The organism is Pseudomonas sp. DL (assembly GCF_047199225.1).
Lineage (GTDB): Bacteria > Pseudomonadota > Gammaproteobacteria > Pseudomonadales > Pseudomonadaceae > Pseudomonas > Pseudomonas aeruginosa.
This window is the reverse complement of the sequence record NZ_CP178323.1, coordinates 437334-463605: the sequence shown is the minus strand read 5'-3', so window position 1 is coordinate 463605 and position 26272 is coordinate 437334. Positions and strand designations below refer to the sequence as shown.

Here is a 26272-nt window from a genome sequence, read left to right as displayed (position 1 = left end):
TCGAAGAAGGCAGGCAAAATACTTACATTCATAGGTGTTTGTAAACGTCCGAAAGCCTCGCGTGAAAACACCTGAAACGTTTTAGCTCGATGGCCGGTTATCCACCCGGCGCCATGGCCCATATTCAGAACCTGAAACAAGGTTGATAAGGTCAACTAAAATAAGCAAAATAGTTGACTGGATCAACCACATTTACATTAGGTTTACTCGGCCAAACCAATGAACTACCCCGTGAATCCCGACCTGATGCCCGCGCTGATGGCGGTCTTCCAGCATGTGCGGACGCGCATCCAGAGCGAGCTCGATTGCCAGCGACTCGACCTGACCCCGCCCGACGTCCATGTATTGAAGCTTATCGACGAACAACGCGGGCTGAACCTGCAGGACCTGGGACGCCAGATGTGCCGCGACAAGGCACTGATCACCCGGAAGATCCGCGAGCTGGAGGGAAGAAACCTGGTCCGCCGCGAGCGCAACCCCAGCGACCAGCGCAGCTTCCAGCTCTTCCTCACCGACGAGGGGCTGGCCATCCACCAGCATGCGGAGGCCATCATGTCACGCGTGCATGACGAGTTGTTTGCCCCGCTCACCCCGGTGGAACAGGCCACCCTGGTGCATCTCCTCGACCAGTGCCTGGCCGCGCAACCGCTTGAGGATATTTAAGAACATTCTTTTCGAAGCACAATGAAAAACGCCGGCGATCGCCGGCGTTTTTCGTTTCAGGTATCCGCTTACTGGCGAATGCCTTCGACGGAGAGCAGCAGCTCGACTTCCTGGGATGCCGGGCCGAGGTCCATCTTGATGCCGAAGTCTTTCAGCTTCAGGGTGGCGCTGCCTTCGAAGCCGGCACGGTAGCCGCCCCACGGGTCGTCGCCCTGGCCGATCAGCTTGGCCTTGATGGTGACCGGCTTGGTCACGCCGTTCAGGGTCAGGTTGCCGGTGATGTCGGCGCTGTCGCCGTTGGCCTTCACTTCGGTGGATTCGAAGGTAGCGGTCGGGTTCTTGCTGACGTTGAGGAAATCACCGCTGCGCAGGTGCTTGTCACGCTCGGCATGGTTGGTGTCCACGCTGTTGGTGTTGATGGTCACCTTGACCTTGTCGGCCGACGGGTTCTTCTCGTCGAAGGTGAAGCTGCCGTCGAAGTCGTTGAAGCGGCCGTACAGCCAGCTATAGCCCAGGTGCTTGATGCGGAACTCGATGAAGGCGTGCTGGCCTTCCTTGTCGATCTTGTAGTCCGCGGCCATTGCCTGGCCGGCGGTGAACAGTGCGGAGCCGAGCGCCAGCGCGGCAAGGGTCTTCTTCAGCATGGACATTCTCCTTAACGTGGTTGTTGATCATTCGACGAGCGACCGAGCATGCGCTTTAGGGTCGGGTCGCGGTCGACGAAGTGATGCTTGAGGGCGGCCAGGGCATGGAGGACGGCGAAGACCACCAGCGCCCAGGCCAGGTAGAGATGGATTTCACCCGCGACGTCTGCCTGGTCGGGCAGCCCGCTGAGGGTTGCCGGCACGGAGAACCAGCCGAACACGCTGATCGGTTCGCCGTCGGCGGTGGAAATCAGGTAGCCCGCGACGATCACCGCCAGCAGCAGCCCGTACAGCGCGAGGTGGCCAAGCTTGCTCGCTACCCGCGTGAGCGGACCGTGGTTGGCCGGCGCCGGCGGCGGCGGGCTGACGAAACGCCAGACGATCCGCACCAGCAGGGCAATGGCCAGCAGGATGCCGATGCTTTTATGCAGCGCCGGCGCGGGGTGGTACCAGGGGTCGTAATAGCTCAGTTCGCGCATCCACAGGCCCAGGCCGAACAGGCCGAAGACCACCAGCGCGCTGCCCCAGTGCAGGAACAGGCTGAATACGCCGTAACGGGATGAGGTATTGCGCCACTGCATGAAAAACTTCCTTGAAAAGCGAAGCCTCAAGACTAGCGGCAAATCCATCGAGTTAAAGCAGAAAATTCTGCTTTGAAACATCGATTCACAAGATAGGTTCGCAGGCTAAGAAAAAACCCCGGATTGCGCTGCGAACCGGGAAGCGCAAGGCGCCGGAGCTTCCGGCGCCGGCGAAGGGGATCAATCGAACAGGCGGGTGAACCAGGCGAACGGGTTCTTCTTCTCGCCGCCGGTCGTCGGTGCGGCCACCTTCTCGGCCTTCGCCACCATCGGCGCGCCCTCGATCACCGGCGTCTTGCCGGCATACAGGTCGCGCACCTGGCTGGCCGCGCGCTTGCCGCTACGCAGCGCGCCCTCGATGGTGCCGGGGTACAGCGCATCGGTGTGCTCGCCGGCGAAGGCGACCCGCGACAGCGGCTGTTCCCAGATCCGCCAGAAACGCGTCACCTGGCCCGGACCGTAGGCCAGGTAGGAACCACCGGTACCCGGATCGGCGCTGTAGCGACGAATTTCGTAGCCGGCGAAGGCACCGCGCATCTTCGGATAGAACTTGTTCATGCGGATCAGCACCTGATCGACCATCTGCCGGTCGCCGAAAGCCTGCAGCACGCGGGCGTTGTCGCCGGACAGGTTGATCAGGACGTTGGCGCCGCCTTTCAGCGCCGGCTCGACCCAGATCATGCCCAGGCCCTGGTCGCTGAAGATCTCGCCGGAGAGGCGCGACTTGTCGTCCCACACCGGACGCTTGAACTTCAGCAGGATCTGGTCGCGCCAGCCATAGTTGGTGCCCTTCAGCGCGGACATCTGGGTACCGCTCAGGGACGGGGTCATCTGGATCTGGCCGAGCGCCTTCAGCGGCACGGCGAGAACCACGTAGTCGGCCTTGTAGGTCTCGCTGCCGGCCTTGACGGCGACGCCGTCCTTGGCCTGGACGATGCTCGACACCTTGGATTTGGTCTTGATCGTCTTGATCTGCTTGACGAAGGCTTCCGCCAGCACCTGGCTGCCGCCGGGCAGGCGCGCCGCGCGCAGGTCGCGGTCGTCGACGCCACGGTAGGCGCGGCCCTGCTGGGCGAGGTAGAGCAGCGACAGGCGCGACGGTTCGTCGTAGCGCGAACGGATACGCTGGTTGACCAGCAGGCGCGCGGTCGGCGACAGGTTCAGCTTGTCCAGCCAGCGCGCGGCGTTCATCTGGTCGAGGGCGAACAGGGTATTGCTCGAGGCAGGGTTGAGCGGGTCGGAGATCGATGCCGAGAGATCGTCCAGGGTCGACTCGAAGCGCTTGAGGTCGGCGGCGACGTTCGGCTGCTTGAGCGCGAGATCGCTGCTGCTGTAGTACAGGCCGTCGATCAGGTAGCTGGGGGTGCGGACGAAGTCCGGCGCCGGCACCGGCTTCAGCTTGAAGGTGTCCAGGTAGGCATTGAGCGTGGGCTGGACCTTCTGGTTGCCGACCCATTCGCTGGTGGCCAGGCCGGAACGCCCGCCCACCTGCGGCCGCGCTTCGAGCACCGTGACCTGCCAGCCGTCCTTCTGCAATTCGTAGGCCGCGCTCAGGCCTGCCAGGCCCGCGCCGACGACGATCGCCGTAGGCTGTTTATCCTTGCCCAGCGCCACCGCGCTGAACACCCCCAACATGAGAAACGCCGCGGCGCGCAGCCACCTTAACGACATACCGGACTCCCCAGGAAAAAAGCAAAGACGCAACGGCGCGCAGCATACGCCAGAGCCGTTTGGGCCACCATAGGAGTCCGTCGGCGGCTGCTGTCGGATGTGTCCCAACCCGCCGGGTTGTTCATCTCACCCCCATTGCATAGGCTTTGCCGATCGATCCGAGGAGACAGCCCATGGGCCTTAACGCCGACTGGATGCAGCGCGACCTGAACGTACTCTGGCATCCCTGTACCCAGATGAAAGACCACGAACGCCTGCCGGTGATCCCGATCCGCCGCGGCGAAGGCGTCTGGCTGGAGGATTTCGAAGGCAAGCGCTACATCGATGCGGTCAGTTCCTGGTGGGTCAATGTGTTCGGTCACGCCAACCCGCGCATCAACCAGCGCATCAAGGACCAGGTCGACCAGTTGGAGCACGTGATCCTCGCCGGATTCAGCCACCAGCCGGTGATCGAGCTGTCGGAGCGACTGGTGAAGATCACCCCGCCGGGGCTCGACCGGGTGTTCTACGCCGACAGCGGCTCGGCGGGCATCGAGGTCGCGCTGAAGATGAGCTACCACTTCTGGCTCAATAGCGGCAGGCCGCGCAAGAAGCGCTTCGTCACCCTGACCAACAGCTACCACGGCGAAACCATCGCGGCGATGTCGGTGGGCGACGTGGCGCTGTTCACCGAAACCTACAAGTCGCTGCTGCTCGACACCATCAAGGTGCCCAGCCCGGACTGCTTCCTGCGTCCGGACGGCATGTGCTGGGAAGAACATTCGCGGAACATGTTCGCCCATATGGAGCGCACCCTGGCCGAAGGGCACGACGAGATCGCCGCGGTCATCGTCGAACCGCTGATCCAGGGCGCCGGCGGCATGCGCATGTACCACCCGGTCTACCTCAAGCTGCTGCGCGAAGCCTGCGACCGCTATGGCGTGCACCTGATCCACGACGAGATCGCGGTGGGCTTCGGCCGCACCGGGACGATGTTCGCCTGCGAGCAGGCCGGCATCGCCCCGGATTTCCTCTGTCTGTCCAAAGCCCTCACCGGTGGCTACCTGCCGATGTCCGCGGTGCTGACCAGCGAGACCGTCTACCGGGGCTTCTACGACGACTACCAGACCCTGCGCGCCTTCCTCCACTCGCACACCTATACCGGCAACCCGCTGGCCTGCGCCGCCGCCCTGGCGACCCTGGACATCTTCGAGGAAGACAAGGTGATCGAGGCCAACCGCGCGCTGTCCACCCACATGGCCAGGGCCACCGCGCACCTGGCCGACCACCCGCATGTCGCCGAGGTGCGCCAGACCGGGATGGTCCTGGCCATCGAAATGGTCCAGGACAAGGCATCCAGGACGCCCTACCCCTGGCAGGAGCGCCGCGGCCTGAAGGTCTTCCAGCATGGCCTGGAGCGCGGCGCGCTGCTGCGCCCGCTGGGCAGCGTGGTGTATTTCCTGCCGCCCTACGTGATTACCCCGGAGCAGATCGACTTCCTCGCCGAGGTGGCCAGCGAAGGCATCGACATCGCCACCCGCGACGCGGTCAGCGTGGCGGTCAGCGACTTCCACCCGGACCACCGCGATCCGGGCTGAACGTCGCCGCCCCTTCGTTCCGAGGGGGCCGGTTCCAGCGCCCCGCGGCAGGCAGTAAACTGCGCGCCTGTCGCCACTACCCTCGAATCGCCATGCGCCTGTCCCGCTTCTTCGTCGACCAGCCTCTCTCCCTCGGCCAGCACGACCTGCCCGAGGCCCAGGCCCACTACATCGGCCGCGTGCTGCGGCACGCCACGGGCGACGCCGTGCAACTGTTCGACGGCAGCGGCCGGGAATACCTCGGCGAGCTGGTCGAGGTCGGCAAGAAGAATGTCCGCGTCGAACTCCGCGAGCAGTTCGCCGGCCAGCCCGACTCGCCCCTGCGTATCCACCTGGGGCAAGGCCTGTCGCGCGGCGAGCGGATGGACTGGGCGATCCAGAAGGCCACCGAGCTGGGGGTGGCGGAAATCACCCCGATCGTCAGCGAGCGTTGCGAAGTGCGCCTGAAGGACGAGCGCGCCGACAAGCGCCTGCAGCACTGGCGCCAGGTGGCGATCAGCGCCTGCGAGCAGTGCGGCCGTTCGAGCCTGCCGCTGATCCATCCGCCTCTGGCCCTGGAGGACTGGCTGCGCGGGCGGGACGATGACCTCAGGCTGGTCCTGCACCCTGTGGCCGCCCCCCTGGCCAGCCATGCGCCGCCGTCGCGCCTGGCCTTCCTGGTGGGTCCCGAAGGCGGCCTGAGCGATGCCGAGGTGGAGCAGGCTCAGGCGGCCGGTTTCCACTCCGCGCGCCTCGGCCCGCGAGTGCTGCGCACCGAGACCGCGCCGGTGGTAGCGTTGGCGGTGGCCCAGCAACTCTGGGGCGACTTCACCTGATATCCCTCCCGCCGCTTTACAACGGCGACAGCCAGTGAATACCGTTGCGCAACCCACTTCGCAACGGATCGCACGCATGGACACGCCCGTTACCTTCGATTGGAAGATCCGCCTGCCCGACGTGCTCGGCGTACTCCGCCGAGACTATGCCGGACGCTTCCCGCAGTTGGCCTCCGCCGCACTGGAGACGCTGCTGGAGCGCCTGCGCGACGACCTTCCCGAGGATTTCCTGCCAGCCCTCGGCCAGGAGCTGGAATCCCTCGGACTGGCGTTGGTGGAACGCCTGGACGAAGACGACAGCCTGAACCTGTACGTGGTCGGAGCCCCCCACAGCCAGCGCCTCCTCGATGCACTCGCAGCGCAGGGCCACAACGCCCGCACGCTGCGCCAGGAAAACGCCCCCGAGGGCGCCCGGGCGGCCCTCCCCGCCGCCGCGCCGGCCGGCCTGGCGCCGGCTTCGGCCTACATCTGCCTCGAACACGCCGAGCACCTGGCGCCCGGCCTGGCCATCGCCCGCCTGCCGGGCGAGGACAGCCGCGACCTGCTGGACCTGCGCCAATGGCCCAGGCTGCAACGCCTGCCCGATGGCGCGGAGGAAACCCAGGGCGCGTTGCTCTGCCGGGCCAGTTCGGCGGACGGCCTGCACGCCTGGGTCAGGATGACCCGTTCGGGAAGCCCCTACGCCTGGCTGCATCGCTCCCGCGACCTCGCCTCGTTGACGCCCGAACTACCGCCCTTGCCGCTGCCGCCGGCGCAGTCGTTGCGCCAACGCCGCACCCCGGAACTTGCCATCGGCCTGGCCGGGGACGACCTGCTCCTGGCCGACCGCGGCCTGTTCTTCCTCTATCCGGGCTTCGCCCAGGGCAACGACGAACCGCGGTTGCTCTTCGAGGTGCCGCAAGCGCGGCGCTCCATCGAGAATCCGCCGGCGGTCTTCACCACTCCGGACCAGCGCGTCTGCCTGCTCTCCCGCGGGCAGTTCTTCGAATGGCGCGAGGCACGCATCCAGCCCCTGCCGTTCCCCGTCGGCAAGGATCTGCCCGCCGATCCGGCGCAACCGACCTCGGCGGCGCCCGGGACCATCGTCTGGCTGGAGCGTGAAACGCTCTGCGAAGGCCGGCTCGACAGCGGCGAGATCCGCAGCCACTCGCTGGACGGCCTGGCCGAAGGCCCCTACCTGAAGCTCCAGGCCCTGGACGGAGGCTGGCTGCTCCTGGCGCCGTGGCTGGAACCGCATCGCTCGCGGGACCTCGCCCAGCTCTGGCACCTCGAATCCGGCCGGGCGCTGCGCATCCGCTACGGCGAACTGGACCTGGAGGGCGGACTACAGCACTGGGCGGAGCTGCCCGACGGCCGGATCGTCGTCGGCGACCATGCCCGGCATGTCGACCTCGGCAGGTTCGAAAGCCTGCGCCAACGCCTGCTGCGGCGGCGCCTGGCGCCGGCCTGAGGCGCGTCTACAGCCCGCGCAGCGCCAGTCCCGCCAGGCCGAGCAGGAGCACGCCGCAACCGGCGTAGCTGACGCGGTGCCAGAACAGCGAGGTGTTGCGCCGCAGCCAGTCCACCAGCGCCGCGCAGCAAAAGCACCAGATCAGCGACGAGAGCATGAAACCGGCGAAGAACACCAGCGACTGCGCCTGGTTCGGCGTGCCGTCGACGATCCCCGCCAGGGCGCTGCCGAGGGCACCCCAGTAGACCACGTTCTTCGGATTGGACAGGGAGATCGCCGCGCCGGCGCCGAAGGCGTTGCGCCCCTGCTCGCCGGCATCCTCCGCCGCCAGCGGCGGACTCCAGGCGTCGCGCAAGCCTTGCACGCCGAGCCAGGCCAGGTAGGCGGCACAGGCCAGGGTCAGGGGAATCCGCACCTGCTCGTAGCCCAGCAGCAGCGCCAGTCCGGTAAGCCCGAGCAGGGCCCAGACGGCATCGCCGATCAGCGACCCCAGTTGCACCAGCAACGCCGGGCGGAAGCCGCCGGTCAAACCGCGGCGCAGCGTTTCGCTGAACACCGCGCCAGGGGAAACATTGAAGGCGAAACCGAACAGCAAGGCGGCGAGGAAGATGGCGAGCATGGAACGACGACTCCGTGGTGGGACGTCGGATTATCCCGGCCGGCGGCTCCGCCGACTTGAACCGGATTGCGCAGTTCAGCCGCGCACGGCGCGCTGGTAGCGGCCCGGCGAAATGCCGTAGGCGCTGGTGAAGTAACGGGTCAGGTGGCTCTGGTCGGCGAAGCCCAGGGCGTGGGCCACCTCGCCCACCGCCAGGCCACGGCGCAACAGGCCGAGGGCGCGGCGGGTGCGCAGTTGCATGCTCCACTGGCGCGGGCTGAGCCCGGTGGCCTTCTTGAACGCCCGCAGCAGGTGGTATTTCGACAGGCCCACCTGCTCCGCCATCTCATCCAGGTCCGGCGGTTCGGCCAGGCGCTCGGCGAGCAGCGCCTGCAGGCGGGCGACAGCCGGGCGCCCAGGATCGGCCCTCTGCGGCAGGCGGGTGCCGCTCGCCGCCAGCAGGCGGCCAAGGAAATCCAGCAGGCGCTCCTCGCCCCGTTCGCGGGCGAAACGGTCGCTGGCCAGCAAGGCTTCGATGCTGGCGGCCAACTCGCGGCCCAGCGCCGGACTGCGCAGCAGCGGGCGGTCGAACTCGACGGAGGAAAGATCCAGGCTGCTCGCCAGTTCGGCGGCAGGCAGATAGAGGCTGGCGAAGCGCCAGGGCTGGCCGTCGCGGACGCCGCCGCCCTGGATCTGCCCCGGGTTGTAGAGGGTCAGGTCGCCGCTGTCGGCCTGGAAGGTACGGCCATCCAGCCAGACATCTTCCAATCCGCAGAGGTTGGCGCTGATGACGAACTCGTCGTGGCTGTGCTTCTCGAAGCGGTGCCCGGCCAGGCTGGCGCTGGCGACCTCGAGGAAGGCGCCGATCCGCGCGTGCTGCAGGCCGGCCATGGACGGCTCAGATCAGGCCGGCGTCGGCGAGCTTCTCTTCGAGCCCGGCCAGGTCCGGAATCCGTGCGGTTTCGCCGCCGATGTCCACCGCCGCCAGTTCCAGCGCCGCCAGCGGCGCGGCGGTGCTCGCGAGATTGGCGTCCAGCCGCACCGAGCGCGGAATGCCCTGCACCAGCAGGGCGAGGAATTTCACATGGGGTCGTCCGCCGAGGGCGTTGATGACCACCACCCGCGCGCTGCTGCCGAGTACCGGCTGCTGTTCGCCGCTGGAGGCCGCCTCGAAGGACAGCAGCGGCAGGCGCAGGTCGCGCCAGGCCACCTGGCCCAGGTACCACTGCGGCAGGCCGGCGGCGACCTGCGGGTTGCGATAGGCGATCAGTTCGGCCACGGCGACGTTGGGCAACAGCAGGGTGCGGTCGCTCAGCGGCAGGAGCAGCCCGGTGAGGCTGTCCGGGGTCGGGTTGGCTGGGGTGTTCCGGCTCATGCCATCCTGCTCGATCACGGCCTGGTTCATGTTTCGACTCCTGTCGGCGCGCAGCGTGCGGCCAGATGCTTGACCAATGCCTCGGCCAGTTCGCGGGGGCTGGCATTGAAACTGCTGTAACCGGCTTCGCGCAAGCTGTCCGGCATGCTCGAACAGACGCAACTGTCGGCGCGCTGGGTCCATACCTCGCCACCCTGGCGCCGCACGTAGGCGGCAGCGGCGCTGCCGTCGCTACCCATGCCGCTGAAAACGATCACCCCGCAGTCGGGGCCGAACTGCTGGGCCAGGTTGAGCATCATCTGGTCGATGGACGGGGTGTAGGGTTCCGGCCAGGAACGCTGGCTGCATTTCAGTCGCCCGTCGTGGTGGAAACCGAGCTCGTGCAGCACCGGCACCACCATGACCTCGCCGCAACGCAGCGCTTCACCGTCGCGGACGTTCTTCACATGCCACTGGCTGTGCCGGCCGACTGCCTGCGGCAGGTTCTGCTCGAAGCTGGCATCGATGTGCTGGGCATAGAGGAAGCCGATCGGCAGGCCGCCGGGCAAGGCGTCGAGAAATGCCTTCACCGCCGCCGGGCCGCCGAGCGAGGCCGCCAGCAGCCACACCTCGCGGGCCGCTTCGCCGGCCTGCAGCGGCATCGCCGCGAGGTCGCCGGGAATCTCCAGGCGCGGCGGACGCTCCTCGTCGAGCAATGCGCCGAGGCTGTCGCCAACGCCATCACTGGGGTCGCCGATCAAGCGCTTCAGCTTGCCGATCAGCCGCCGTTCCCAGCGCGGGTAATGTTCGGTATGCCGCTCCGGCGCGTGGCCCTCGCCGAACAGCACCGGCGCACGGTCCTGCTCCAGCAGGCTGTCCAGCAGCGGCGAGTCGTCCTGCTGGGTCAGGTCCACCAGCCACAGGTCGGGCGCGCACTCCAGCGCGGCGTCGTCGACCCTGGCCGGGTCGGCGTTGAGCACCACCTCGTAACCATGGCCGAGCAGCGCCTGTTGCAACACGTGGCGCTGCAACGAGGTGTCGGCGATCACCGCGACCCGTGGCGTGGCGCGCTCACTCATGCTGGCCGACCAGGGACTGGATGGCTTCGAGCAGCTCGGTTTCCTGGTAAGGCTTGCCGAGGTACTGGTTGACGCCGATGCCCAGCGCGCGCTCGCGGTGTTTCTCGCCGGTCCGCGAGGTGATCATGATGATCGGCAGGTTGCCCAGGCGTTCGTCGTGACGCACCAGGGTGGCGACCTCGAAACCGTCCATGCGCGGCATCTCGATGTCCAGCAGGAGGATGTCCGGACGGTGCTCCTGGAGCTGGGCGATGGCGTCCACGCCGTCCTTCGCGGTCAACACGTTCATGCCGTTGCGCTCCAGCAGGCGGGTGGTGACCTTGCGCACGGTGACCGAGTCGTCCACCACCATGACCAGCGGCGGCCGCTGCTGCTCGCTTTCGCTCGCCGCCATTTCCTGGCGCAGCGCCAGGCGTTCGCGACGGCTTTCCTGGCCGAGCAGCGCGTGCCGGGAGCGGATGGTCGCCAGCAGGTCGAGGATCACCACCACCCGGCCATCGCCGAGCAGGGTCGCCCCGGAAATCCCGGCGACCCCGGCGAACTGCGGACCGAGGCTCTTCACCACGATCTCGCGGGAACCGGCCAGCGAGTCGACCTGCACCGCCACCGCATGCTCCGAGGAGCGCACCAGGATCACCGGCAAGGGCAGCGACTGGCCGACCAGCTTGGGTTCCTGGCCGTTGTTCAGCAGCTCGCCGAGGTACTTCAGTTCGTAGGACTGCCCGGCGTATTCGAAGCTGGGCGTATCCAGCCCCGCCTCGCCGCGCTGGTCGTAGAGCGCCTCCAGTTCGTAGGGCGAAACCCGCACGATGCCCTCGATGGTGTTCAGCGGCACCGCGTAGAGATCCTCGCCGGATAGCACCATCAGCGCCCGGTTCACCGACACGGTGAACGGCAGCCGCACGTTGAAGCGGGTGCCCTGGCCCGGCTCGGTCTGGATGCTCACCGAGCCGCCGAGCTGCTTGACCTCGGAGTTGGCCACGTCGAGGCCGACGCCGCGCCCGGAGATCTGGGTGACCTTTTCGGCGGTGGAGAAACCGGACTCGAGCACGAACTGCAGCACTTCATGATCGCTGAGGTCGCTGTCGGCGCTCATCAGGCCACGCTCGATGGCCTTGCGCCGTACCGCGTCGAGGCGGATGCCGGCGCCGTCGTCGGAGAGGGTGAGGAGGATGTCGCCGCCCTCGCGGCCGATGTTCAGGCGGATCGTACCGTGCTCCGGCTTGCCCGCCGCGCGGCGCGTCTCGCCGGACTCGATGCCGTGGTCCACGGCGTTGCGCAGCATGTGCTCCAGCGGCGCGACGATGCGTTCGAGGACGGTACGATCCATCTCGCCGTCGGCGTTGCCGACCACGAATTCGACCTGCTTGCCAAGCTCGCCGGCCACCTGCCGGACGATCCGCCGCAAACGCGGTACCAGCCGATCGAACGGCACCATGCGGGTGCGCATCAGGCCTTCCTGGAGTTCGGTGTTGACCCGCGCCTGTTGCAGCAGCAGGGTCTCCGCGTCACGGTTCTTCGCCGCCAGGGTTTCCTTCAGGTCGAGAAGGTCGGAGGCCGATTCGAAGAGTGCGCGCGAGAGCTGCTGCAACTGCGAATAGCGGTCCATTTCCAGCGGGTCGAACTCTTCGTAGCCGGCGCGTTCGGCATCGGCCTGGTGACGCGAGAGGATCTGCGCCTGGGTCTCGGTGTCGAGGCGGCGCAACTGGTCGCGCACCCGCTCGATGGTGGACTCCATCTCGCCGAGGGTGAAGCCGACGTCGCTCACCTGCTGCTCGACCCGGCCGCGGAAGATCGAGGTCTCGCCCGCCAGGTTGACCAGGTTCTCCAGCAGTTCCGCCGGCACCTTCACCAGCTCCTGCGGGGCACGTCGGGAAGCGGCCTCCTGGGCCGCCTCCTGGGCCTTGCGCACGAACGGCAGGGTGGTGGCCGGGGCGGCCGGAGGCGCCGCCTCGGCCGCCATGATCGCGCCAGCCGCCGGGGCCAGGCGGGTCAGCTCGGCCAGCGCGGAGGCCACCGCGCGGTCGGTATCGTCGGCCTGGACCAGCGCCTGGGCGGGCTCGGGCCGCTCACCGGCCTCGTCGTCCTCGGCCAGCCGCTCGCGCAACAGGTCGACCTGCCGCTGCAGGCCTTCCAGCCCCGACTGCGCATCCAGCAGCAGGCTGTCCGGCCACGGCGCGCCCTGTTGCTGCGCATCGGTGAGATACTGCTCGAGGTCGTGGGCCAGGTTGCCCAGCTCGGTCTGTCCGGCCAGGCGCGCACCGCCCTTGAGGGTGTGCAGGATCCGCAGCAGGTCGTCCAGCGGCTGGGCGTCGCCGTTGCCGCCGTCCCAGCGGCCGAGCGCCAGTTCGAGGTTCTCCAGCAGGTCGTCGGCTTCCTCAAGGAAGATGTCGAGGATCTCGCTCTCGTCGGCTGCCGCGCCCTTCGCCGCCAGCGGCTTGAGGCTGACGCTGGTGGGTACGCTCAGTTGCTCGTCGGGATCGCTGCGCAGGCGCCTGATCTCCGCGATCAGCGCCTGCCCGTCGGGCAGCGTGCGGTGGCCACGCACCGCCTCGAGCATCTCGGCCAGCTCGTCGTGGCAGCGCTGCAGCAGGCCGAACAAGGCCGGGCTGGCGCGCAGGCGTCCACCGCAGAGGCCTTCGTAGAGGAATTCAAGCTCATGGGCGAGGTCGCCGATCTCGCCGATCTCGGCCATCCGCGCACCGCCCTTGAGGGTATGCAGGTCGCGCTGCAAGGCTTCCAGTTCGATGGTGTTGTCGACGTCGTCCATCCAGCGCTGCAACGCGGCGGCAGCGCTGTCGAGGATATCGAAGCCTTCCTCAAGGAAGATCTCCACCAGTTCCGGATCGCGCTCTTCGAACGCCTCCGCAGCAGGCGCGGCGGGCTCCTCGACGGCAGGTGCAACGAGTTCCTCGACAGGGCTTTCCGCCTCGCCCGGTGTCGCGGCCTCGGCCACCGGGCCCTGGCGGAACCGGCGGATCGACTGGATAAGGTCGTGCGGGTCGGCCAGGGGCTGGCCGGCGCTCAACTGGTCGAGCTGTTCGGCCAGGCGGTCGTGACAGGCTTGCAGCAATCCGGCCAGTTGCGGGGAGTGCTGGTAACGGCGGTCGACCAGTCCTTCGTAGAGGGCCTCCAGCTCGTGGGCCAGGTCGCCGATCTCGGCGATCTCGGCCATCCGTGCGCCGCCCTTGAGGGTATGCAGGTCGCGCTGCAGGGCGCTGAGCGAAGACAGCGCGCCCGGCTCGGCCTGCCATTGGGCCAGTGCCTGGCCGGCGCTTTCGAGGATGTCCACCGCCTCTTCGAGGAAGATCGACACCATTTCCTCGTCCAGCTCGCGGCCGGGAGCCGGTGCAGGCGCTGCCGGTACGGTCTCCTCGGCAGGCGTCCCGGCCTCTTCGAAGACCGCCTCGGGGAGGGCCGGTTCTTCGTCTTCCGGGGGGAAATCGTCGGCGCCGAGGCTCTCCGGGTCGATGAACGGAACGGCCTCGGCGGCGGGCGCTTCCAACAGCTCCTGCAGGGCCGCGACCCGCTCCGGACGCGGCGTGACCTGCAGGCCGGCGGCGACCTGGTCCATCATCCCGATCAGCGCCTCGTGGGCCTGGCGGGCTTCCTCGAAGAACGCCGGGCTGACCGCCAGGCGGCCTTCCTCGACGGCATCGTAGAGCGCCAGCAAGGCCTGGCAGAGTTCTTCCACCTGTGGCAGCTCGGCATGCCGGGCGCCCCGGTCCAGAGTGCTGAGCTCCTCGCGCAGCGCACTCAGTTCCTGGCGCTCCTGCGGATGCTCGTGCCAGCGCTCGAGCAGGTCCTCGGCGTCCAGCAGGATGTCCATGCCTTCGACGAGGAACGCCTCGATCAGCAACGGATCGCGGCGCTCGCCGGCATCGCTGTAGCGCTCGGCCTCGAGCGAGGCGATGCGTTCCTGATGCAGTGCCTCGATACGCTCCAGCAACGCGTCGCTGCCGGGGATCGGGTTCAATGGCCGTTGCGCGCCGACCTGCTCCAGGCCGATACGGAACAGTTGCTCGGCGTCGTGCAGCAACTCCGCTTCGCGCAGGTCGAAGGCGAGCAGGTTGGACTTGTATTCCTTGACCAGTTTTTCCAGCGGCGTGGCGATCTCCGCGATCGGCAGGATGCCGGCCATGTGTGCGCTGCCCTTGAGGGTATGCAGGGCACGCTGCAAGGCATCGGTGACCGGCTGCGGCAGTTCGCGGGCGCAGTCGGCGAGGAAGCCGACCAGGGCCTCGAGATGGGTTTCCGCCTCGTTGGTGAAGATCTCCAGCAGTTGCGGATCGAGCAGTTCGACGTCGCTCTGCGCCTCGGCAGCGGCCTGCGGCGCGTCGGCCAATGGCGGCGCCTGGACGCCGTTGTCCAGGCTCGACGGCTGCTCCGCCCCGGCTTCCGGCGGTACTCCGCCGTCGTCCGGCGCCGGCGGTTCCGGCAGCGGCTCGCCCTTGGCCAGGGCATGCGCGGTGGCCGCCAGCAGGTCGACATCGTCGCGCTGGCGCTGGGCATTGGCGGCGAACTCCTCGACCAGCTCAGGCAACAGGGCCACGACCTGGTCCACCACTCGCTGAACCGGCTCGCTGGCGGCGATGCTGCGATCGAGCACGCGGTTGAACAGGTTCTCTATCGACCAGGCCAGTTCGCCGATCACCAGGGCACGGACCATCCGCCCGCTACCCTTGAGGGTATGGAAGGCACGGCGTACCTCGGTCAGCGCTTCGCGGTCGTCGTGGTCGGCTTTCCAGGCCGGCAGGTAGCGGCCGATGGTCTCCAGGACCTCGCCGGCCTCCTCGATGAAGACCTCGCGCAGTTCCTCGTCCACCGGTTCCTCGTCGGCCGGCGGTGGCAGCAGGCTGACCGGAACGTTCTGCGCCGGCGGATTGATCGGCTGCACCGGCGCAGCCATCACCTCGGCCAGAGACAGGGCCGGCTCTTCGCTGGCGAGCGCCTCGGCGGCAGGCGGCGCCTCGGCCTCAGCCTCGGGCAATTGCACCTCGGGGAGATCGAGGTCGGAAAGATCCAGTTCCTCCAGGCTCGAGCCCTCCCAGGCGGACACCTCGCCCTCCGCCTCCGGCAAGGCTACATCCAGCGGCAGCGGATCGAGCGCATCGAGAACCAGCTCCTGTTCAGCGGAGCCGTCGAAAGGCTCCAGCGCCGGCAACGGCTCGAGGCTTTCCAGCGGCGCGTCGAAGGACAGCGCCGGCTCCTCCAGGCTCAGATCCAACGTCTCGCCGGCCTGCGCCGGCTGCGCCAGGTCATCGCCGAGCCCCCACTGCTCCGGCAGCGACCAGTCCGCCAGGGCCGCCGGCCCGGAGGCCGGGGCCGCATCGGCGGGCAGGTCGAGGCCGGAGAGATCGATCTCGTCGAGGCTGAAATCGTCCAGGCTGCGGGCAGGCGCCGAGGTCGACTGCGGCTGGCCGCTCTCCTCGACCACCTCCGGCAACGCCGGCGGCACTTCGGCGGAATCGTCCAGCGGCAGGTCCAGGGCCAGGTCGAGGGACGGCTCGCCGGCGTCGGGCGCGACTTCGCCAAGGGTCCAGTTGTCGTCGCTGGCCAGCTGCGGGGCATCTTCCCTCGCGGCCTCGGCAGGAGCCGTGTCGGCGGGCGGTTGCTCCGCTGTCTCGGCGACCTCGACGACCGCCTCCGGCCTCTCCGGCTCGGCAGCCGGGGACTCGATGGCAGCGGGCCCGGACAGGCCAGGCTCGGCCGGGGCCGACGAATTCGGTTTCAGCGTATAGCCGAGGTTCGCCAGGCTGTCCTCGGCGACGTCGAGGATCAGGTCGCTCTGGCTGGCATGGTCCTCGCTCAGGCGCTCCAGGTAATACTCGACGCTGGTGATGGCATCGGCCAGGGTATCCAGGCTCTGCCAGTCCGGCACCGCCTTGCGCGCCAGCAGCTGTTCCTGGATATAGCGGTTGCAGGTTTCCAGCAGGGTCGCGGCGCGCTCCAGCGGGATCATCGCCAGGCCGCCGCGGACCTGGGTCAGCAGCTCCGGCACGCGGGCCAGGTGCTCGTGGTTCCACTGCGAGGCGATGAACTCGATGATCGCGTCCTTGGCCTGCTCCAGACCGTTGCGCGCTTCCTTGATCACCAACTGGTGGATCTGCGCCACATCGGTGGTGGGCAGACGGCTTTCCTCGCTGTTGCGCTCGTCGCCGGGACCGGCCATGCCGGCCAGGGTGGCCTCGACGTAGAGCAACGCGCCGGCGACGTCCATCAGGATCGCGTCGCTCGGCTCGCGGCGGCCCTGGGCCAGGGCGTGGATGACGTCCAACTGGTCGAGGATGACCTTGCGCGGTTGGCCGAAGCCGAGTACCGCCAGGGTATCGGCGATCTGCTTGAGCGGCGCCAGGAGGGCGTCCAGTTCCGAGGGGTGGCCACGGTCGCTGCGCACGAACAGGTCGAGGCTGTCCTTGATCCGCACCAGTTCCTCGCACAAGGCACCGACCACCGAACGCATCGCGTCGCGGTCGGGTCCGGCGAGGCGGGCGCGCTCGGCGTCCACCGTCTCGTGGTCGGGCAGCGCCTCGTCGAGGCGGTACTGTTCCTTCAGAGCGCGGATCCGCGGCGACTGCGAAGGCGCCTTGGCCACGTAGAACAGCAGGTTCTTCACCAGCTCGTCCGGCGCGGCCTGGTTCAGGCCGTCGGCGCCCTGCTCGACCAGGCGCTTGAGTTCGCGGTCGAGCTGGCGCAACAGGGTGCGCACCGAGGCGCTGTTGACCACGCTACCGTTGGCCAGGCCCTCGACCAGGCCGGAAGCGATGCTCCACAGCGGCCCCAGCGGTGCCTCGCGGCACAGGCCCTCCAGGCGCGCATAGACACGCGCCAGGTAGCCGAGGCTGGTGGCCACGTCCTGGTTGCGCAGCAGGCCGACCAGGGCCATCTGCTGGGTCTGGCGCAGCTTGCGCAGCAAGCCGCCGAGTTCGTCGGTGCGCAGTTGCGCGATGGCCTCGCCGTCCAGTTGCGGCTGGCGCTGCGACAGGTCGGGCGCGAACAGGCTGGTTTCCGAGAGCAGCTTCTCGCCGCGCGCGGCGCGCAGGTCGTTGAGCAGCGGCAGGACCACCATCGGCAGGTCGCGCCGGGCGGTCTGGATCCGGTCGAGGTAGACCGGCAGTTGCAGGATCGCCTGCATCAGCACTTCCAGGGCCTCGCCCTGGTTCGGCACGCGACCGTCCAGCAAGGCCTGGACCAACTGCTCCATTTCCTCGGCGAGCAGGGCCGCGCCGTAGAACTCGACCATCTGCAGGGTGCCCTGCACCTGGTGCACGTAGGTCAGGCAGAACCGCATGCGGGTCGGGTCCTGCGGGTTCTCGACGAACGCTTCCAGCGCCTGGCGCGCCTGTTTCAGGGTTTCGGCGATCTCGCCTTTCACCCACTCCAGAGCGACGTAGTCGTGCCGGTCACCCATAGCCACTCCATTCATGTGCCTGAGTACCCCTTACGGGTAAAGGCCAGGACCCGCTCGTCGGCGACCGGCTCGAGCTCCGGATGGCTCCAGTCGACCACTTCGCCGACCCCGATCACCAGCAAGCCTCCCGGCGCCAGCCGTTCGGCCAACCGGTTGAGGATCTCGCGCCGTCGCCAGCGACGGAAGTAGATCAGCAGGTTCTGACAAAAAATCACGTCCATGCCGGACCAGGGCGCCTTCGCCAGGTCCAGCACATTCAGCCGGGCGCAGCAGACGCGCTCGGTCAGTATCGTTTTCACGCTGAAGCTGCCGTCGGCCTGGCGTTCGCAATAGCGTTCGACCAGCCCGGCCTCCAGTTGCTCCAGCTTGCGGGCCGGATAGTTCGCCTGCCGCGCCCGCTGCAGGGCGTGAAGGCTGATATCCGTTCCGGTGACGCCGAAAAAATCTTCCCGTTCCTGCCCGCGCAACATCTGCGCGGCGCACATCGCCAGCGAGTAGGGTTCCTCGCCGCTGGAGCAGCCGACGCTCCACAGGGCCCAGGGCCGCGGCATGCCTTCGCGGCGCAGGCGCTCGCCCAGGTAGCGCTCGAGCAGCTCGAAAGACGGGGGATGACGGAAGAAACGGGTTTCCTGGACGGTCAGGCGGTCCAGCAGGGTCGCCCACTCCACTGCGCCACGCGGACCGTCGGTCACCTGGCGGTAGTAGCTGTGGTAGTCGCCGATGCCCAGTTCACGCATGCGCGCGGTCAGGCTGGCCTGCAGGAACGTCCGGCGTTGCTCGTTGAGCACCACGCCGGTGCGGTTCTCCAACAGGACCTGCCAGTCGCGGAACTCCGCTGCCGACATATCGGCCAGCGGCTGCAGTGACCAGACGCCGTTCGCCTGCATGCCGTGCCCCTCGTCCAAGGTGTCGACGCGGCGCCCGCCAGGCGGCCGCCGCGCCTATGCTCAGGCCTGCTCCACGCCCTCCGGCAGTTTGAAGCCGGATACCGAGTTGCGCATCTCGCTCGCCATCTTCGCCAGGTTGCCGATGCTCCGTGCGGTGGCGGTGGTACCGGCGGAGGTCTGCGAGGTGATCTCCTGAATGACGTTCATGGTGTTGGAAATGTGGCCGGCCGACGATGCCTGCTGACGGGCGGCGTTGGAGATGTTCTGGATCAGCGCCGCGAGGGTCTTGGATACCTTCTCGATCTCCTCCAGGGCCACACCGGCGTCCTGGGCCAGGCGCGCGCCGCGGACCACCTCGGAGGTGGTCTGCTCCATCGAGATCACCGCTTCGTTGGTGTCGGTCTGGATGGTCTTCACCAGCGCCTCGATCTGCTTGGTCGCCGCCGAGGAACGTTCCGCCAGTCGCTGTACCTCGTCCGCTACCACGGCGAAGCCGCGGCCCGCGTCCCCGGCCATCGACGCCTGGATCGCGGCGTTCAGGGCGAGGATGTTGGTCTGGTCGGCGATGTCGTTGATCAGGCTGACGATGTCGCCGATCTCCTGGGACGATTCGCCGAGGCGCTTGATTCGCTTCGAGGTGTCCTGGATCTGCTCGCGGATGTTGTCCATGCCGGTGATGGTGTTGTGCACCACCTCGTTGCCCTTGTTGGCAATGGCTACCGAACGTTCCGCTACCGCCGAGGATTCCGAGGCGTTCGCCGATACCTGGTCGATCGACACCGCCATTTCGTTGATCGCCGCCGAGGCGCCGGCGATTTCCTGCGCCTGGTGCTCGGAGGCTTCGGCCAGGTGCATCGCGGTGGACTGGGTCTCCTGGGCCGCTGCGGCCACCTGCACGGCGGTCTGGTTGATGGTCTCCACCAGTTCGCGGAGCTGGTCGATGGAGTAGTTGATCGAGTCGGCGATGGCGCCGGTGAAGTCCTCGGTCACGGTCGCGGCCACGGTCAGGTCGCCGTCCGCGAGGTCGGCGATCTCGTCGAGCAGACGCAGGATCGCGGCCTGGTTGCGGTCGTTCTTCTCGGCGGTCTCGGCCAGCCGGCGGTTGGTCTCGCGCACCATCACCAGGCCGATCAGGATGATCGAGGCCAGGGCCAGGGCGCCGAGGGCGTAACCGGCGAACAGGTTGATGCTGCGCCCGCCGGCCAGGTTCTCGAAGCCGTCGGCCAGTTGCGAGGCCTTGTCCAGCAGGGTCTGCGAAACGCTGAAGATGTTATTCGCCGCTTCCCGGACCTGGAACAGGTCGGGCGAGGTCTCGAGGATCTCGTCCACCGAACCGGAGACGAACTCGAAGAGTTCGGCGATCTCGTTCAGGCGATCCACCGCCTCGGCGTTGGTCACCTTGGAGATGCTCATCGCCGCGTTGCCTTCCTGCATGCCCTTCAGTACGCGGCCGAACAGGCTGGCGTCGCGGCCGAAGCTGTCGGCGGCCTGCACCGAGTTCTCGTCGCCGGCCAGCACCTTGTTCACCGAGCCGAGGATACGTTCGGCGAGCAGCGACTGGCGCTGGGCGACCGCGACCTGGTCGGCCGGGGCACCGTTCTCCAGCAGGATGTCGACCACCTCTTCGTATTCCACCTGCAGCTGCGGGATGGTTTCGGCGAGGGTCGAGGCCACCTGGTGCAGGGACAGTACGGTCTGTTCGCTGGCGAGGATGGAGTCGGCGTTCTTGCGCAGGCCATCCCAGTCCTGCTGCACCACGTCCATCTGCGGCTTCACCGCTTCGGGGCTGGGCGGCAGGGATGTGCTCTCGTCGCCGTTGACCAGGATGTTCCAGCGTTTCTCGAAGTCGTTGCGCGCATCCTTCAGGAGCTTGAACGCCTCGCCCTTGCCCGCCGCCGCTTCGGTGGCGTTCTTCGCGATCCGCTGCGACAGGACGCGCAGTTCGCCGGCATGGCCGATGTACTGCTTGTCATGGTTCGACTGGGTGTTGAGGTAGGCAAAGTTGGCGAACAGCAACACGATCGAGACGATGAGGACGATGAACAGCCCCGCGATCACCGAGCTGCTGCGCATGCCCGCGAAAAGATTGCCTGCGTTGATTTTCTTCATATTTGGCCCCCGCCCGGACCGACCACGATTACGATTTCCATGTCACGACACGGGCCGGCAGACCGGCCCAACCGGTGAAGCTGTTTATACGGCGACGTCGAGGAAGCCCTGGTGTTGCGCCAGCGCATGCGGGCTGAACACCAGCCACGGCTGCTCTCGATGGAAGACGCCATGAATGAAGGGTTGCAGTGCCGCTTCTAGTGGCGGCAGCTGTTCGCTGAAGGTGTCCACCGGGAAGTGCTGCATGCCGAACACCTCATCGACGATGAGGCCGGCGAACACGTCCAGGTGCTCCACCACCAGTACCCGCCGCTGCTTGCGCAAGGGCGACAGTTCGGTGCCGAGGAAACCGCAGAGGTCCATGATCGGCAGCAGGCGGCCACGTACGTTGGCCACCCCCTTGACCCAGGTCTTCACGCCCGGCAGCTGGGTGTAGCGCGGTTCGTGCAGGACTTCGCCGACCTCCCCCATGGGGGCGACGAAGAACCGCCCGCCCATGCGGAAGCCGATCCCGCTCCAGCTCTGCACCGCCTCCTGCTGGGCCGGCAGGCCGGCGGCCAGGCGTCGGCAGCGCTGATCGATGTCGACGAGGAGCTGGAAGGGGGTCTGAACGTCCGACATGCGGGGCCTGGTCTTTCCGGGGTCAGGGTGAGCGATGCGCTGCGACGGGCTCAGCCCGCCAGCACCGCATTGATGGTTTTCAGCAGGGTCTCTTCGTCCACCGGCTTGGTCAGGTAGTCGCGAGCGCCCTGGCGCTTGCCCCAGACCTTGTCGGTCTCCTGGTCCTTGGTGGTGACGATGATCACCGGGATGGCGCTGGTCTCGGCGTCCTTGGTCAATTGACGGGTCGCCTGGAAGCCGTTGAGGCCGGGCATGACGATGTCCATCAGGACCACGTCGGGCTTTTCCTGGCGGGCCAGGGCGACGCCGTCGCCGCCGTTCTCGGCCTTGAGTACCTGGTGACCATGCTTTTCCAGCATGGCGGTCAGCTTGTACATCTCGGTCGGAGAGTCATCAACAATCAAAATACGAGCCATGGGATCCCCATCACGAAATAAGCATCAACGGCCATGCGGCCGGATATCAGGAAACGGCGTCCACCGGGGTGAAGCTGGGTACGTGTGCCTTGATCGCGCCCAGCAGCTCTTCCTTGCTGAACGGCTTGGTGAGGTACTGGTCGGAGCCGACGATGCGCCCCTTGGCCTTGTCGAACAGGCCGTCCTTGGAGGACAGCATGATCACCGGGGTGGACTTGAACGCGCTGTTGTTCTTGATCAGGGCGCAGGTCTGATAGCCATCCAGGCGCGGCATCATGATGTCGACGAAAATGATGTTCGGATGGGTATCGGCGATCTTCGCCAGGGCATCGAAGCCGTCGATTGCCGTGATCACGTCGCAACCGACCTTTTTCAGCAGTGTTTCGGCGGTGCGACGAATCGTTTTCGAATCGTCGATCACCATCACTTTCAAACCGTCGGATTGCTGTTCCATGTTCGCCCTATATCGACTCGGTGAATCATTCTTCTGTGTTTTCTTCAGTGCGCTAACGCCCTGTCACCGACGGGCTGCGACCCAATCGCGGGCCTTTTTAGCACACTCGACGCAACTCTATCCATAATGCCCGGAACAGGCCGGCTTTTTCCTTGACCAAGCGCAAACGGGGCGCCAACCTGAGCGTCAAACCCGCTTGCCACGCGGCCTCCCCGCCGCGACCGGACAACCCACCCCCTTTCGGAGGAATTCCCATGAGCGTACGCCTCGGGATCGTCATGGACCCCATCGCGCGCATCAACTTCAAGAAGGACAGCTCGCTCGCCATGCTGCTGGCTGCCCAGGCCCGCGGCTGGTCGCTGTTCTACATGGAACAGCAGGACCTCTACCAGAAGGCCGGCGTCGCGCGTGGACGCATGCGCCCGCTGAAGGTCTTCAACGATGCCTCCCGCTGGTTCGAACTGGAAGCGGAAAGCGACCAACCGCTGCACGAACTGGACGTGATCCTGATGCGCAAGGACCCGCCCTTCGATAACGAATTCGTCTATTCGACCTACCTGCTGGAACAGGCCGAGCGTGCCGGCGCCCTGGTGGTGAACCGGCCGCAGAGCCTGCGCGACTGCAACGAGAAGTTCTTCGCCACGCAGTTCACCCAGTGCACTCCGCCGACGATGGTCAGCCGGCGATCCGATATTCTGCGCGAGTTTGCCGCCGAGCATCGTGACATCATTCTCAAACCCCTGGACGGAATGGGCGGTTCGTCGATATTTCGTCACCGCGAAGGCGACCCGAACCTCTCGGTGATCCTCGAGACCCTCACCCAGCATGGCAGCCAGCAGATCATGGCACAGCGCTATCTGCCGGAAATCAAGGACGGCGACAAGCGCATCCTGATGATCGACGGCGAACCGGTGCCCTACTGCCTGGCGCGCATCCCCGCCCAGGGCGAGACTCGCGGCAACCTCGCCGCCGGCGGCCGCGGCGTGGCCCAGCCGCTGAGCGAGCGCGACCGCTGGATCGCCGCCGAGGTCGGCCCGCACCTGCGCGAGCGCGGCCTGCTGTTCGTCGGCCTCGACGTGATCGGCGATTATCTGACGGAAATCAACGTCACCAGCCCGACCTGCATCCGCGAGATCGACCAGGCCTTCGACACCCGCATCGGCGACAAGCTGATGGACGCCATCGCCGCCCAGCTGGCTGCCCGCTGAATCGCGCGGGCGGGCCTCGGTCCGCCCGCCTCGGCCCGCCCGATGCGCCACGGCGAGCGACCGCGTGTCCAAGGCGCGGAGTGCGTCATAGACTTTTCCGCCCCCCATCGGCAGACTTCGCCCCACGCCAGCCACCACGATCCGCAATGAACGCCGCCGTCCTCAAGTCCCCCTCCGCCGCTGCCGGCGTCCGCCCGGCGGACCGTTTGGGCTTCACCCTGTTCATCGCAGCCATCCTGCACGTCGCCCTCATCCTCGGGGTGGGCTTCTCCATGCCCGCGCCGAGCCAGATCAGCAAGACCCTGGAAATCACCCTGGCCACCTTCAAGAGCGACAAGGCGCCGGAGAAGGCCGACTACCTCGCGCAGATGAACCAGCAGGGCAGCGGAACCCTGGAGCACAAGGCCGCGCCGAAGACCACCGAGGTCGCGCCGTTCCAGGACAACCAGGTGAAGAAAGTCGCGCCGCCGGCTACGCCGAAGCAGGCCAGGAGCGAAGAGGCGCCCAAGGCCGCGGTGACCACCACCCGCCAGCGCCAGCAGAAGGCACCGAGCAAGACCCAGGCACAGAAGGCCGAGCAGGTCGCCAAGCCGGCGCCGCATTTCGACTCAACCCAGCTGTCGGCGGAAATCGCCAGCCTCGAGGCCGACCTGGCCAAGGAGCAGCAGGCCTACGCCAAGCGCCCGCGCATCCACCGCCTGAGCGCCGCCTCGACCATGCGCGACAAGGGCGCCTGGTACAAGGAAGACTGGCGCAAGAAGATCGAACGCATCGGCAACCTCAACTACCCCGACGAGGCCCGCCGGCAGAAGCTCTACGGCAGCCTGCGGCTGCTGGTGTCGATCAACCGCGACGGCACCATCTACGAGGTGCAGGTGCTGGAGTCTTCCGGCGAGCCGATCCTCGACCAGGCCGCCCAGCGCATCGTCCGCCTGGCCGCGCCCTATGCGCCGTTCAGCGGCGACCTGGCCGACATCGACCGGCTGGAGATCATCCGTACCTGGCGCTTCGAACGCGGCGACCGGCTGTCCAGCAAGTAGCGCCGGCAAGGCTGGCTTTCTCGCGTCCGAAGCAGGACACTAGCGGCCATGAAACAGAGCAGCCCAACCTACCTCAAGCATCATTTCCTGATCGCCATGCCGCACATGGCCGACCCCAATTTCGCCCAGACCGTGACCTACCTGGTCGAACACAACGAGCAAGGCGCCATGGGCCTGGTGATCAACCGTCCCAGCGGCCTCAACCTGGCGGAAGTCCTCGAACAGCTCAAGCCGGACGCCCTGCCGCCGGCGCGCTGCCAGCACATCGACATCTACAACGGCGGCCCGGTGCAGACCGACCGTGGCTTCGTCCTCCACCCCAGCGGCCTGAGCTACCAGTCGACCCTGGAACTGGGCGAGCTGGCGATGTCCACCTCGCAGGACGTGCTGTTCGCCATCGCCGCCGGCACCGGCCCGGAAAAGAGCCTGATCAGCCTTGGCTATGCCGGCTGGGAAGCCGGCCAGCTGGAGGCCGAACTGAGCGACAACGCCTGGCTGACCTGCCCGGCGGACCCGGCGATCCTCTTCGACCTGCCGCCCGAGGAGCGCCTCAGCGCCGCCGCCGCGCGCCTGGGCGTCAACCTCAGCCTGCTCACCGCCCAGGCCGGTCACGCCTGATGGCCAGCGACAAGCCGCTGCGCCTGCTGCTGGGCTTCGACTACGGCACCCGGCAGATCGGCGTCGCCGTCGGCCAGGCGGTGACCGGCCAGGCCCGCGAGCTGTGCGTATTGAAGGCGCAGAACGGCGTGCCGGACTGGAACCGGGTGGAAGCGCTGATCAAGGAATGGCAGCCGGACGCCATCGTCGTCGGCCTGCCGCTGAACATGGACGGCAGCCCAAGCGAGATGAGCGAGCGCGCGGAAAAGTTCGGCCGCCGCCTCAACGGCCGTTTCAACCTGCCGGTCTTTACCCACGACGAACGCCTCACGACCTACGCCGCCAAGGGCGAGCGCCTGGCCCAGGGCCAGCGCGACGGCTACCGCGAGCGACCGGTGGACGCCCTGGCCGCCGCCCTGCTGCTGGAAGGCTGGCTGGCCGAACACCCGGATTGACCCATGGCAGCCGGCACGCCGCCGTTTGCCATTATGCTTTCGCCACCGCGGGCGCCTCCCTACAGCGGGCTCTCCCGGCGGCCATCCCATCGATGTCAGCGAGGAGCCACCATGAGCCTACCCAATCCCGCCGAACTCCTGCCGCGCATGGCCAGCGACCTGCGCGCCCATCTCGCCGAGCGCGGCATCGAGCGGCCGCGCTTCGTCGGCATCCATACCGGCGGCATCTGGGTCGCCGAGGCGCTGCTGAGGGAACTGGGCAACCAAGAGCCGCTGGGCACCCTCGACGTCTCCTTCTACCGCGACGACTTCACCCAGAACGGCCTGCATCCACAGGTCCGCCCGTCGGCGCTGCCGTTCGAGATCGACGGCCAGCACCTGGTGCTGGTGGACGACGTGCTGATGAGCGGCCGTACCATCCGCGCCGCACTCAACGAACTGTTCGACTACGGCCGTCCGGCCAGCGTGACCCTGGTCTGCCTGCTCGACCTGAACGCCCGGGAGTTGCCTATCCGCCCCGACGTGGTCGGCCAGACCCTGTCCCTGGGTCGCGATGAACGGGTAAAATTGGTCGGTCCCGCACCGCTCGCCCTCGAGCGCAAGGTCCTTTCCTCCGCTTCCTGATCCTCTTCACTAGGGCCT

The 26272-nt window shown here is 67.3% G+C and carries 22 protein-coding genes; 9 read left to right on the top strand and 13 right to left on the bottom strand.

Annotated features, from left to right (window positions below):
- Positions 1-219: 219 nt before the first annotated feature.
- The gene (gene mexR, locus ACI766_RS02130; RefSeq protein WP_003114897.1) at positions 220-663 is read left to right on the top strand and encodes a MarR family transcriptional repressor MexR; all 444 of its coding nucleotides are present in this window, start codon (positions 220-222) and stop codon (positions 661-663) included.
- Positions 664-731: 68 nt separating this feature from the next.
- Here mexR and ACI766_RS02125 read toward each other — a convergent pair whose 3' ends face one another.
- The 3 genes from ACI766_RS02125 to ACI766_RS02115 all read right to left on the bottom strand — a co-directional run bounded on the left by ACI766_RS02125 (position 732) and on the right by ACI766_RS02115 (position 3559).
- Entirely contained in the window at positions 732-1307 is a 576-nt protein-coding gene (locus ACI766_RS02125; protein ID WP_003084626.1) for a YceI family protein, read from the bottom strand.
- An 11-nt stretch (positions 1308-1318) separates the two neighbouring features.
- Positions 1319-1888 carry a cytochrome b gene (locus ACI766_RS02120; protein ID WP_003106133.1) on the bottom strand — a complete coding sequence of 190 codons (570 nt, stop codon included), beginning with the start codon at positions 1886-1888 and terminating at the stop codon, positions 1319-1321.
- A gap of 180 nt (positions 1889-2068) precedes the next feature.
- Positions 2069-3559 carry a flavin monoamine oxidase family protein gene (locus ACI766_RS02115; RefSeq protein ID WP_003118815.1) on the bottom strand — a complete coding sequence of 497 codons (1491 nt, stop codon included), beginning with the start codon at positions 3557-3559 and terminating at the stop codon, positions 2069-2071.
- A gap of 173 nt (positions 3560-3732) precedes the next feature.
- On the opposite strand from ACI766_RS02115, the gene ACI766_RS02110 reads away from it, so the two are divergent.
- The 3 genes from ACI766_RS02110 to ACI766_RS02100 all read left to right on the top strand — a co-directional run bounded on the left by ACI766_RS02110 (position 3733) and on the right by ACI766_RS02100 (position 7401).
- Positions 3733-5136 (top strand): adenosylmethionine--8-amino-7-oxononanoate transaminase, encoded by a 1404-nt coding sequence (locus tag ACI766_RS02110; RefSeq protein WP_003117900.1) that lies wholly within the window; start codon positions 3733-3735, stop codon positions 5134-5136.
- A gap of 92 nt (positions 5137-5228) precedes the next feature.
- Positions 5229-5951, top strand: coding sequence for a 16S rRNA (uracil(1498)-N(3))-methyltransferase (locus tag ACI766_RS02105; protein ID WP_023086910.1), 723 nt, complete (start codon positions 5229-5231; stop codon positions 5949-5951).
- A 34-nt stretch (positions 5952-5985) separates the two neighbouring features.
- Positions 5986-7401: a hypothetical protein gene (locus ACI766_RS02100; RefSeq protein WP_004346594.1), complete on the top strand. Its 1416-nt coding sequence runs from the start codon at positions 5986-5988 to the stop codon at positions 7399-7401.
- A 7-nt stretch (positions 7402-7408) separates the two neighbouring features.
- Here ACI766_RS02100 and ACI766_RS02095 read toward each other — a convergent pair whose 3' ends face one another.
- The 10 genes from ACI766_RS02095 to pilG all read right to left on the bottom strand — a co-directional run bounded on the left by ACI766_RS02095 (position 7409) and on the right by pilG (position 22330).
- Positions 7409-8020: a LysE family translocator gene (locus ACI766_RS02095; RefSeq protein ID WP_003084610.1), complete on the bottom strand. Its 612-nt coding sequence runs from the start codon at positions 8018-8020 to the stop codon at positions 7409-7411.
- Positions 8021-8095: 75 nt separating this feature from the next.
- Entirely contained in the window at positions 8096-8890 is a 795-nt protein-coding gene (locus ACI766_RS02090) for an AraC family transcriptional regulator (protein ID WP_003106121.1), read from the bottom strand.
- A gap of 7 nt (positions 8891-8897) precedes the next feature.
- Complete coding sequence (locus ACI766_RS02085; protein WP_003106119.1) at positions 8898-9404, bottom strand: chemotaxis protein CheW; 507 nt, start codon at positions 9402-9404, stop codon at positions 8898-8900.
- Positions 9401-10432 carry a chemotaxis protein CheB gene (locus ACI766_RS02080; protein WP_003106117.1) on the bottom strand — a complete coding sequence of 344 codons (1032 nt, stop codon included), beginning with the start codon at positions 10430-10432 and terminating at the stop codon, positions 9401-9403. The genes ACI766_RS02085 and ACI766_RS02080 overlap by 4 nt, the downstream gene beginning before the upstream one ends.
- On the bottom strand, positions 10425-17843 hold the full coding sequence (gene chpA, locus ACI766_RS02075) for a chemotaxis signal transduction system protein ChpA (protein ID WP_023086909.1): 7419 nt from the start codon (positions 17841-17843) through the stop codon (positions 10425-10427). Before chpA ends, ACI766_RS02080 begins: the two co-directional genes overlap by 8 nt.
- An 11-nt stretch (positions 17844-17854) precedes the next feature.
- Entirely contained in the window at positions 17855-18730 is an 876-nt protein-coding gene (pilK, locus tag ACI766_RS02070) for a type 4 fimbrial methyltransferase PilK (RefSeq protein ID WP_023086908.1), read from the bottom strand.
- A gap of 60 nt (positions 18731-18790) precedes the next feature.
- Positions 18791-20839, bottom strand: a complete 2049-nt coding sequence (gene pilJ / locus ACI766_RS02065; RefSeq protein ID WP_003100940.1) for a chemotaxis chemoreceptor PilJ — start codon at positions 20837-20839, stop codon at positions 18791-18793.
- Between the two features lie 84 nt (positions 20840-20923).
- Positions 20924-21460, bottom strand: a complete 537-nt coding sequence (locus ACI766_RS02060) for a chemotaxis protein CheW (RefSeq protein ID WP_003084590.1) — start codon at positions 21458-21460, stop codon at positions 20924-20926.
- A gap of 50 nt (positions 21461-21510) precedes the next feature.
- Complete coding sequence (gene pilH, locus ACI766_RS02055) at positions 21511-21876, bottom strand: twitching motility response regulator PilH (RefSeq protein WP_003084587.1); 366 nt, start codon at positions 21874-21876, stop codon at positions 21511-21513.
- 46 nt (positions 21877-21922) lie between these two features.
- Positions 21923-22330, bottom strand: coding sequence for a twitching motility response regulator PilG (gene pilG, locus ACI766_RS02050; protein WP_003084583.1), 408 nt, complete (start codon positions 22328-22330; stop codon positions 21923-21925).
- Between the two features lie 254 nt (positions 22331-22584).
- Between pilG and gshB the strand changes: the two genes are divergently transcribed.
- The 5 genes from gshB (at position 22585) to pyrR (ending at position 26254) form a co-directional block, all read left to right on the top strand.
- On the top strand, positions 22585-23538 hold the full coding sequence (gene gshB, locus ACI766_RS02045) for a glutathione synthase (protein ID WP_003100943.1): 954 nt from the start codon (positions 22585-22587) through the stop codon (positions 23536-23538).
- A gap of 146 nt (positions 23539-23684) precedes the next feature.
- Positions 23685-24578 (top strand): energy transducer TonB, encoded by an 894-nt coding sequence (locus ACI766_RS02040; RefSeq protein ID WP_003162015.1) that lies wholly within the window; start codon positions 23685-23687, stop codon positions 24576-24578.
- Between the two features lie 48 nt (positions 24579-24626).
- The gene (locus ACI766_RS02035) at positions 24627-25196 is read left to right on the top strand and encodes a YqgE/AlgH family protein (RefSeq protein ID WP_003100947.1); all 570 of its coding nucleotides are present in this window, start codon (positions 24627-24629) and stop codon (positions 25194-25196) included.
- On the top strand, positions 25196-25630 hold the full coding sequence (gene ruvX / locus ACI766_RS02030; protein WP_003084575.1) for a Holliday junction resolvase RuvX: 435 nt from the start codon (positions 25196-25198) through the stop codon (positions 25628-25630). Before ACI766_RS02035 ends, ruvX begins: the two co-directional genes overlap by 1 nt.
- A gap of 111 nt (positions 25631-25741) precedes the next feature.
- A complete protein-coding gene (gene pyrR, locus ACI766_RS02025; RefSeq protein ID WP_003084574.1) occupies positions 25742-26254 on the top strand; it encodes a bifunctional pyr operon transcriptional regulator/uracil phosphoribosyltransferase PyrR in 513 nt (170 codons plus the stop codon).
- Positions 26255-26272 lie beyond the last annotated feature (18 nt).

Excerpts from the sequence above, each read along its gene's own strand:
- mexR (WP_003114897.1), top strand. The coding sequence starts at position 220 with ATGAACTACCCCGTGAATCCCGACCTGATGCCCGCGCTGATGGCGGTC.
- ACI766_RS02125 (WP_003084626.1), bottom strand. The coding sequence starts at position 1,307 with ATGCTGAAGAAGACCCTTGCCGCGCTGGCGCTCGGCTCCGCACTGTTC.
- ACI766_RS02120 (WP_003106133.1), bottom strand. The coding sequence starts at position 1,888 with ATGCAGTGGCGCAATACCTCATCCCGTTACGGCGTATTCAGCCTGTTC.
- ACI766_RS02115 (WP_003118815.1), bottom strand. The coding sequence starts at position 3,559 with ATGTCGTTAAGGTGGCTGCGCGCCGCGGCGTTTCTCATGTTGGGGGTG.
- ACI766_RS02110 (WP_003117900.1), top strand. The coding sequence starts at position 3,733 with ATGGGCCTTAACGCCGACTGGATGCAGCGCGACCTGAACGTACTCTGG.
- ACI766_RS02105 (WP_023086910.1), top strand. The coding sequence starts at position 5,229 with ATGCGCCTGTCCCGCTTCTTCGTCGACCAGCCTCTCTCCCTCGGCCAG.
- ACI766_RS02095 (WP_003084610.1), bottom strand. The coding sequence starts at position 8,020 with ATGCTCGCCATCTTCCTCGCCGCCTTGCTGTTCGGTTTCGCCTTCAAT.
- ACI766_RS02090 (WP_003106121.1), bottom strand. The coding sequence starts at position 8,890 with ATGGCCGGCCTGCAGCACGCGCGGATCGGCGCCTTCCTCGAGGTCGCC.
- ACI766_RS02085 (WP_003106119.1), bottom strand. The coding sequence starts at position 9,404 with ATGAACCAGGCCGTGATCGAGCAGGATGGCATGAGCCGGAACACCCCA.
- ACI766_RS02080 (WP_003106117.1), bottom strand. The coding sequence starts at position 10,432 with ATGAGTGAGCGCGCCACGCCACGGGTCGCGGTGATCGCCGACACCTCG.
- chpA (WP_023086909.1), bottom strand. The coding sequence starts at position 17,843 with ATGGGTGACCGGCACGACTACGTCGCTCTGGAGTGGGTGAAAGGCGAG.
- pilK (WP_023086908.1), bottom strand. The coding sequence starts at position 18,730 with ATGCAGGCGAACGGCGTCTGGTCACTGCAGCCGCTGGCCGATATGTCG.
- pilJ (WP_003100940.1), bottom strand. The coding sequence starts at position 20,839 with ATGAAGAAAATCAACGCAGGCAATCTTTTCGCGGGCATGCGCAGCAGC.
- ACI766_RS02060 (WP_003084590.1), bottom strand. The coding sequence starts at position 21,460 with ATGTCGGACGTTCAGACCCCCTTCCAGCTCCTCGTCGACATCGATCAG.
- pilH (WP_003084587.1), bottom strand. The coding sequence starts at position 21,876 with ATGGCTCGTATTTTGATTGTTGATGACTCTCCGACCGAGATGTACAAG.
- pilG (WP_003084583.1), bottom strand. The coding sequence starts at position 22,330 with ATGGAACAGCAATCCGACGGTTTGAAAGTGATGGTGATCGACGATTCG.
- gshB (WP_003100943.1), top strand. The coding sequence starts at position 22,585 with ATGAGCGTACGCCTCGGGATCGTCATGGACCCCATCGCGCGCATCAAC.
- ACI766_RS02040 (WP_003162015.1), top strand. The coding sequence starts at position 23,685 with ATGAACGCCGCCGTCCTCAAGTCCCCCTCCGCCGCTGCCGGCGTCCGC.
- ACI766_RS02035 (WP_003100947.1), top strand. The coding sequence starts at position 24,627 with ATGAAACAGAGCAGCCCAACCTACCTCAAGCATCATTTCCTGATCGCC.
- ruvX (WP_003084575.1), top strand. The coding sequence starts at position 25,196 with ATGGCCAGCGACAAGCCGCTGCGCCTGCTGCTGGGCTTCGACTACGGC.
- pyrR (WP_003084574.1), top strand. The coding sequence starts at position 25,742 with ATGAGCCTACCCAATCCCGCCGAACTCCTGCCGCGCATGGCCAGCGAC.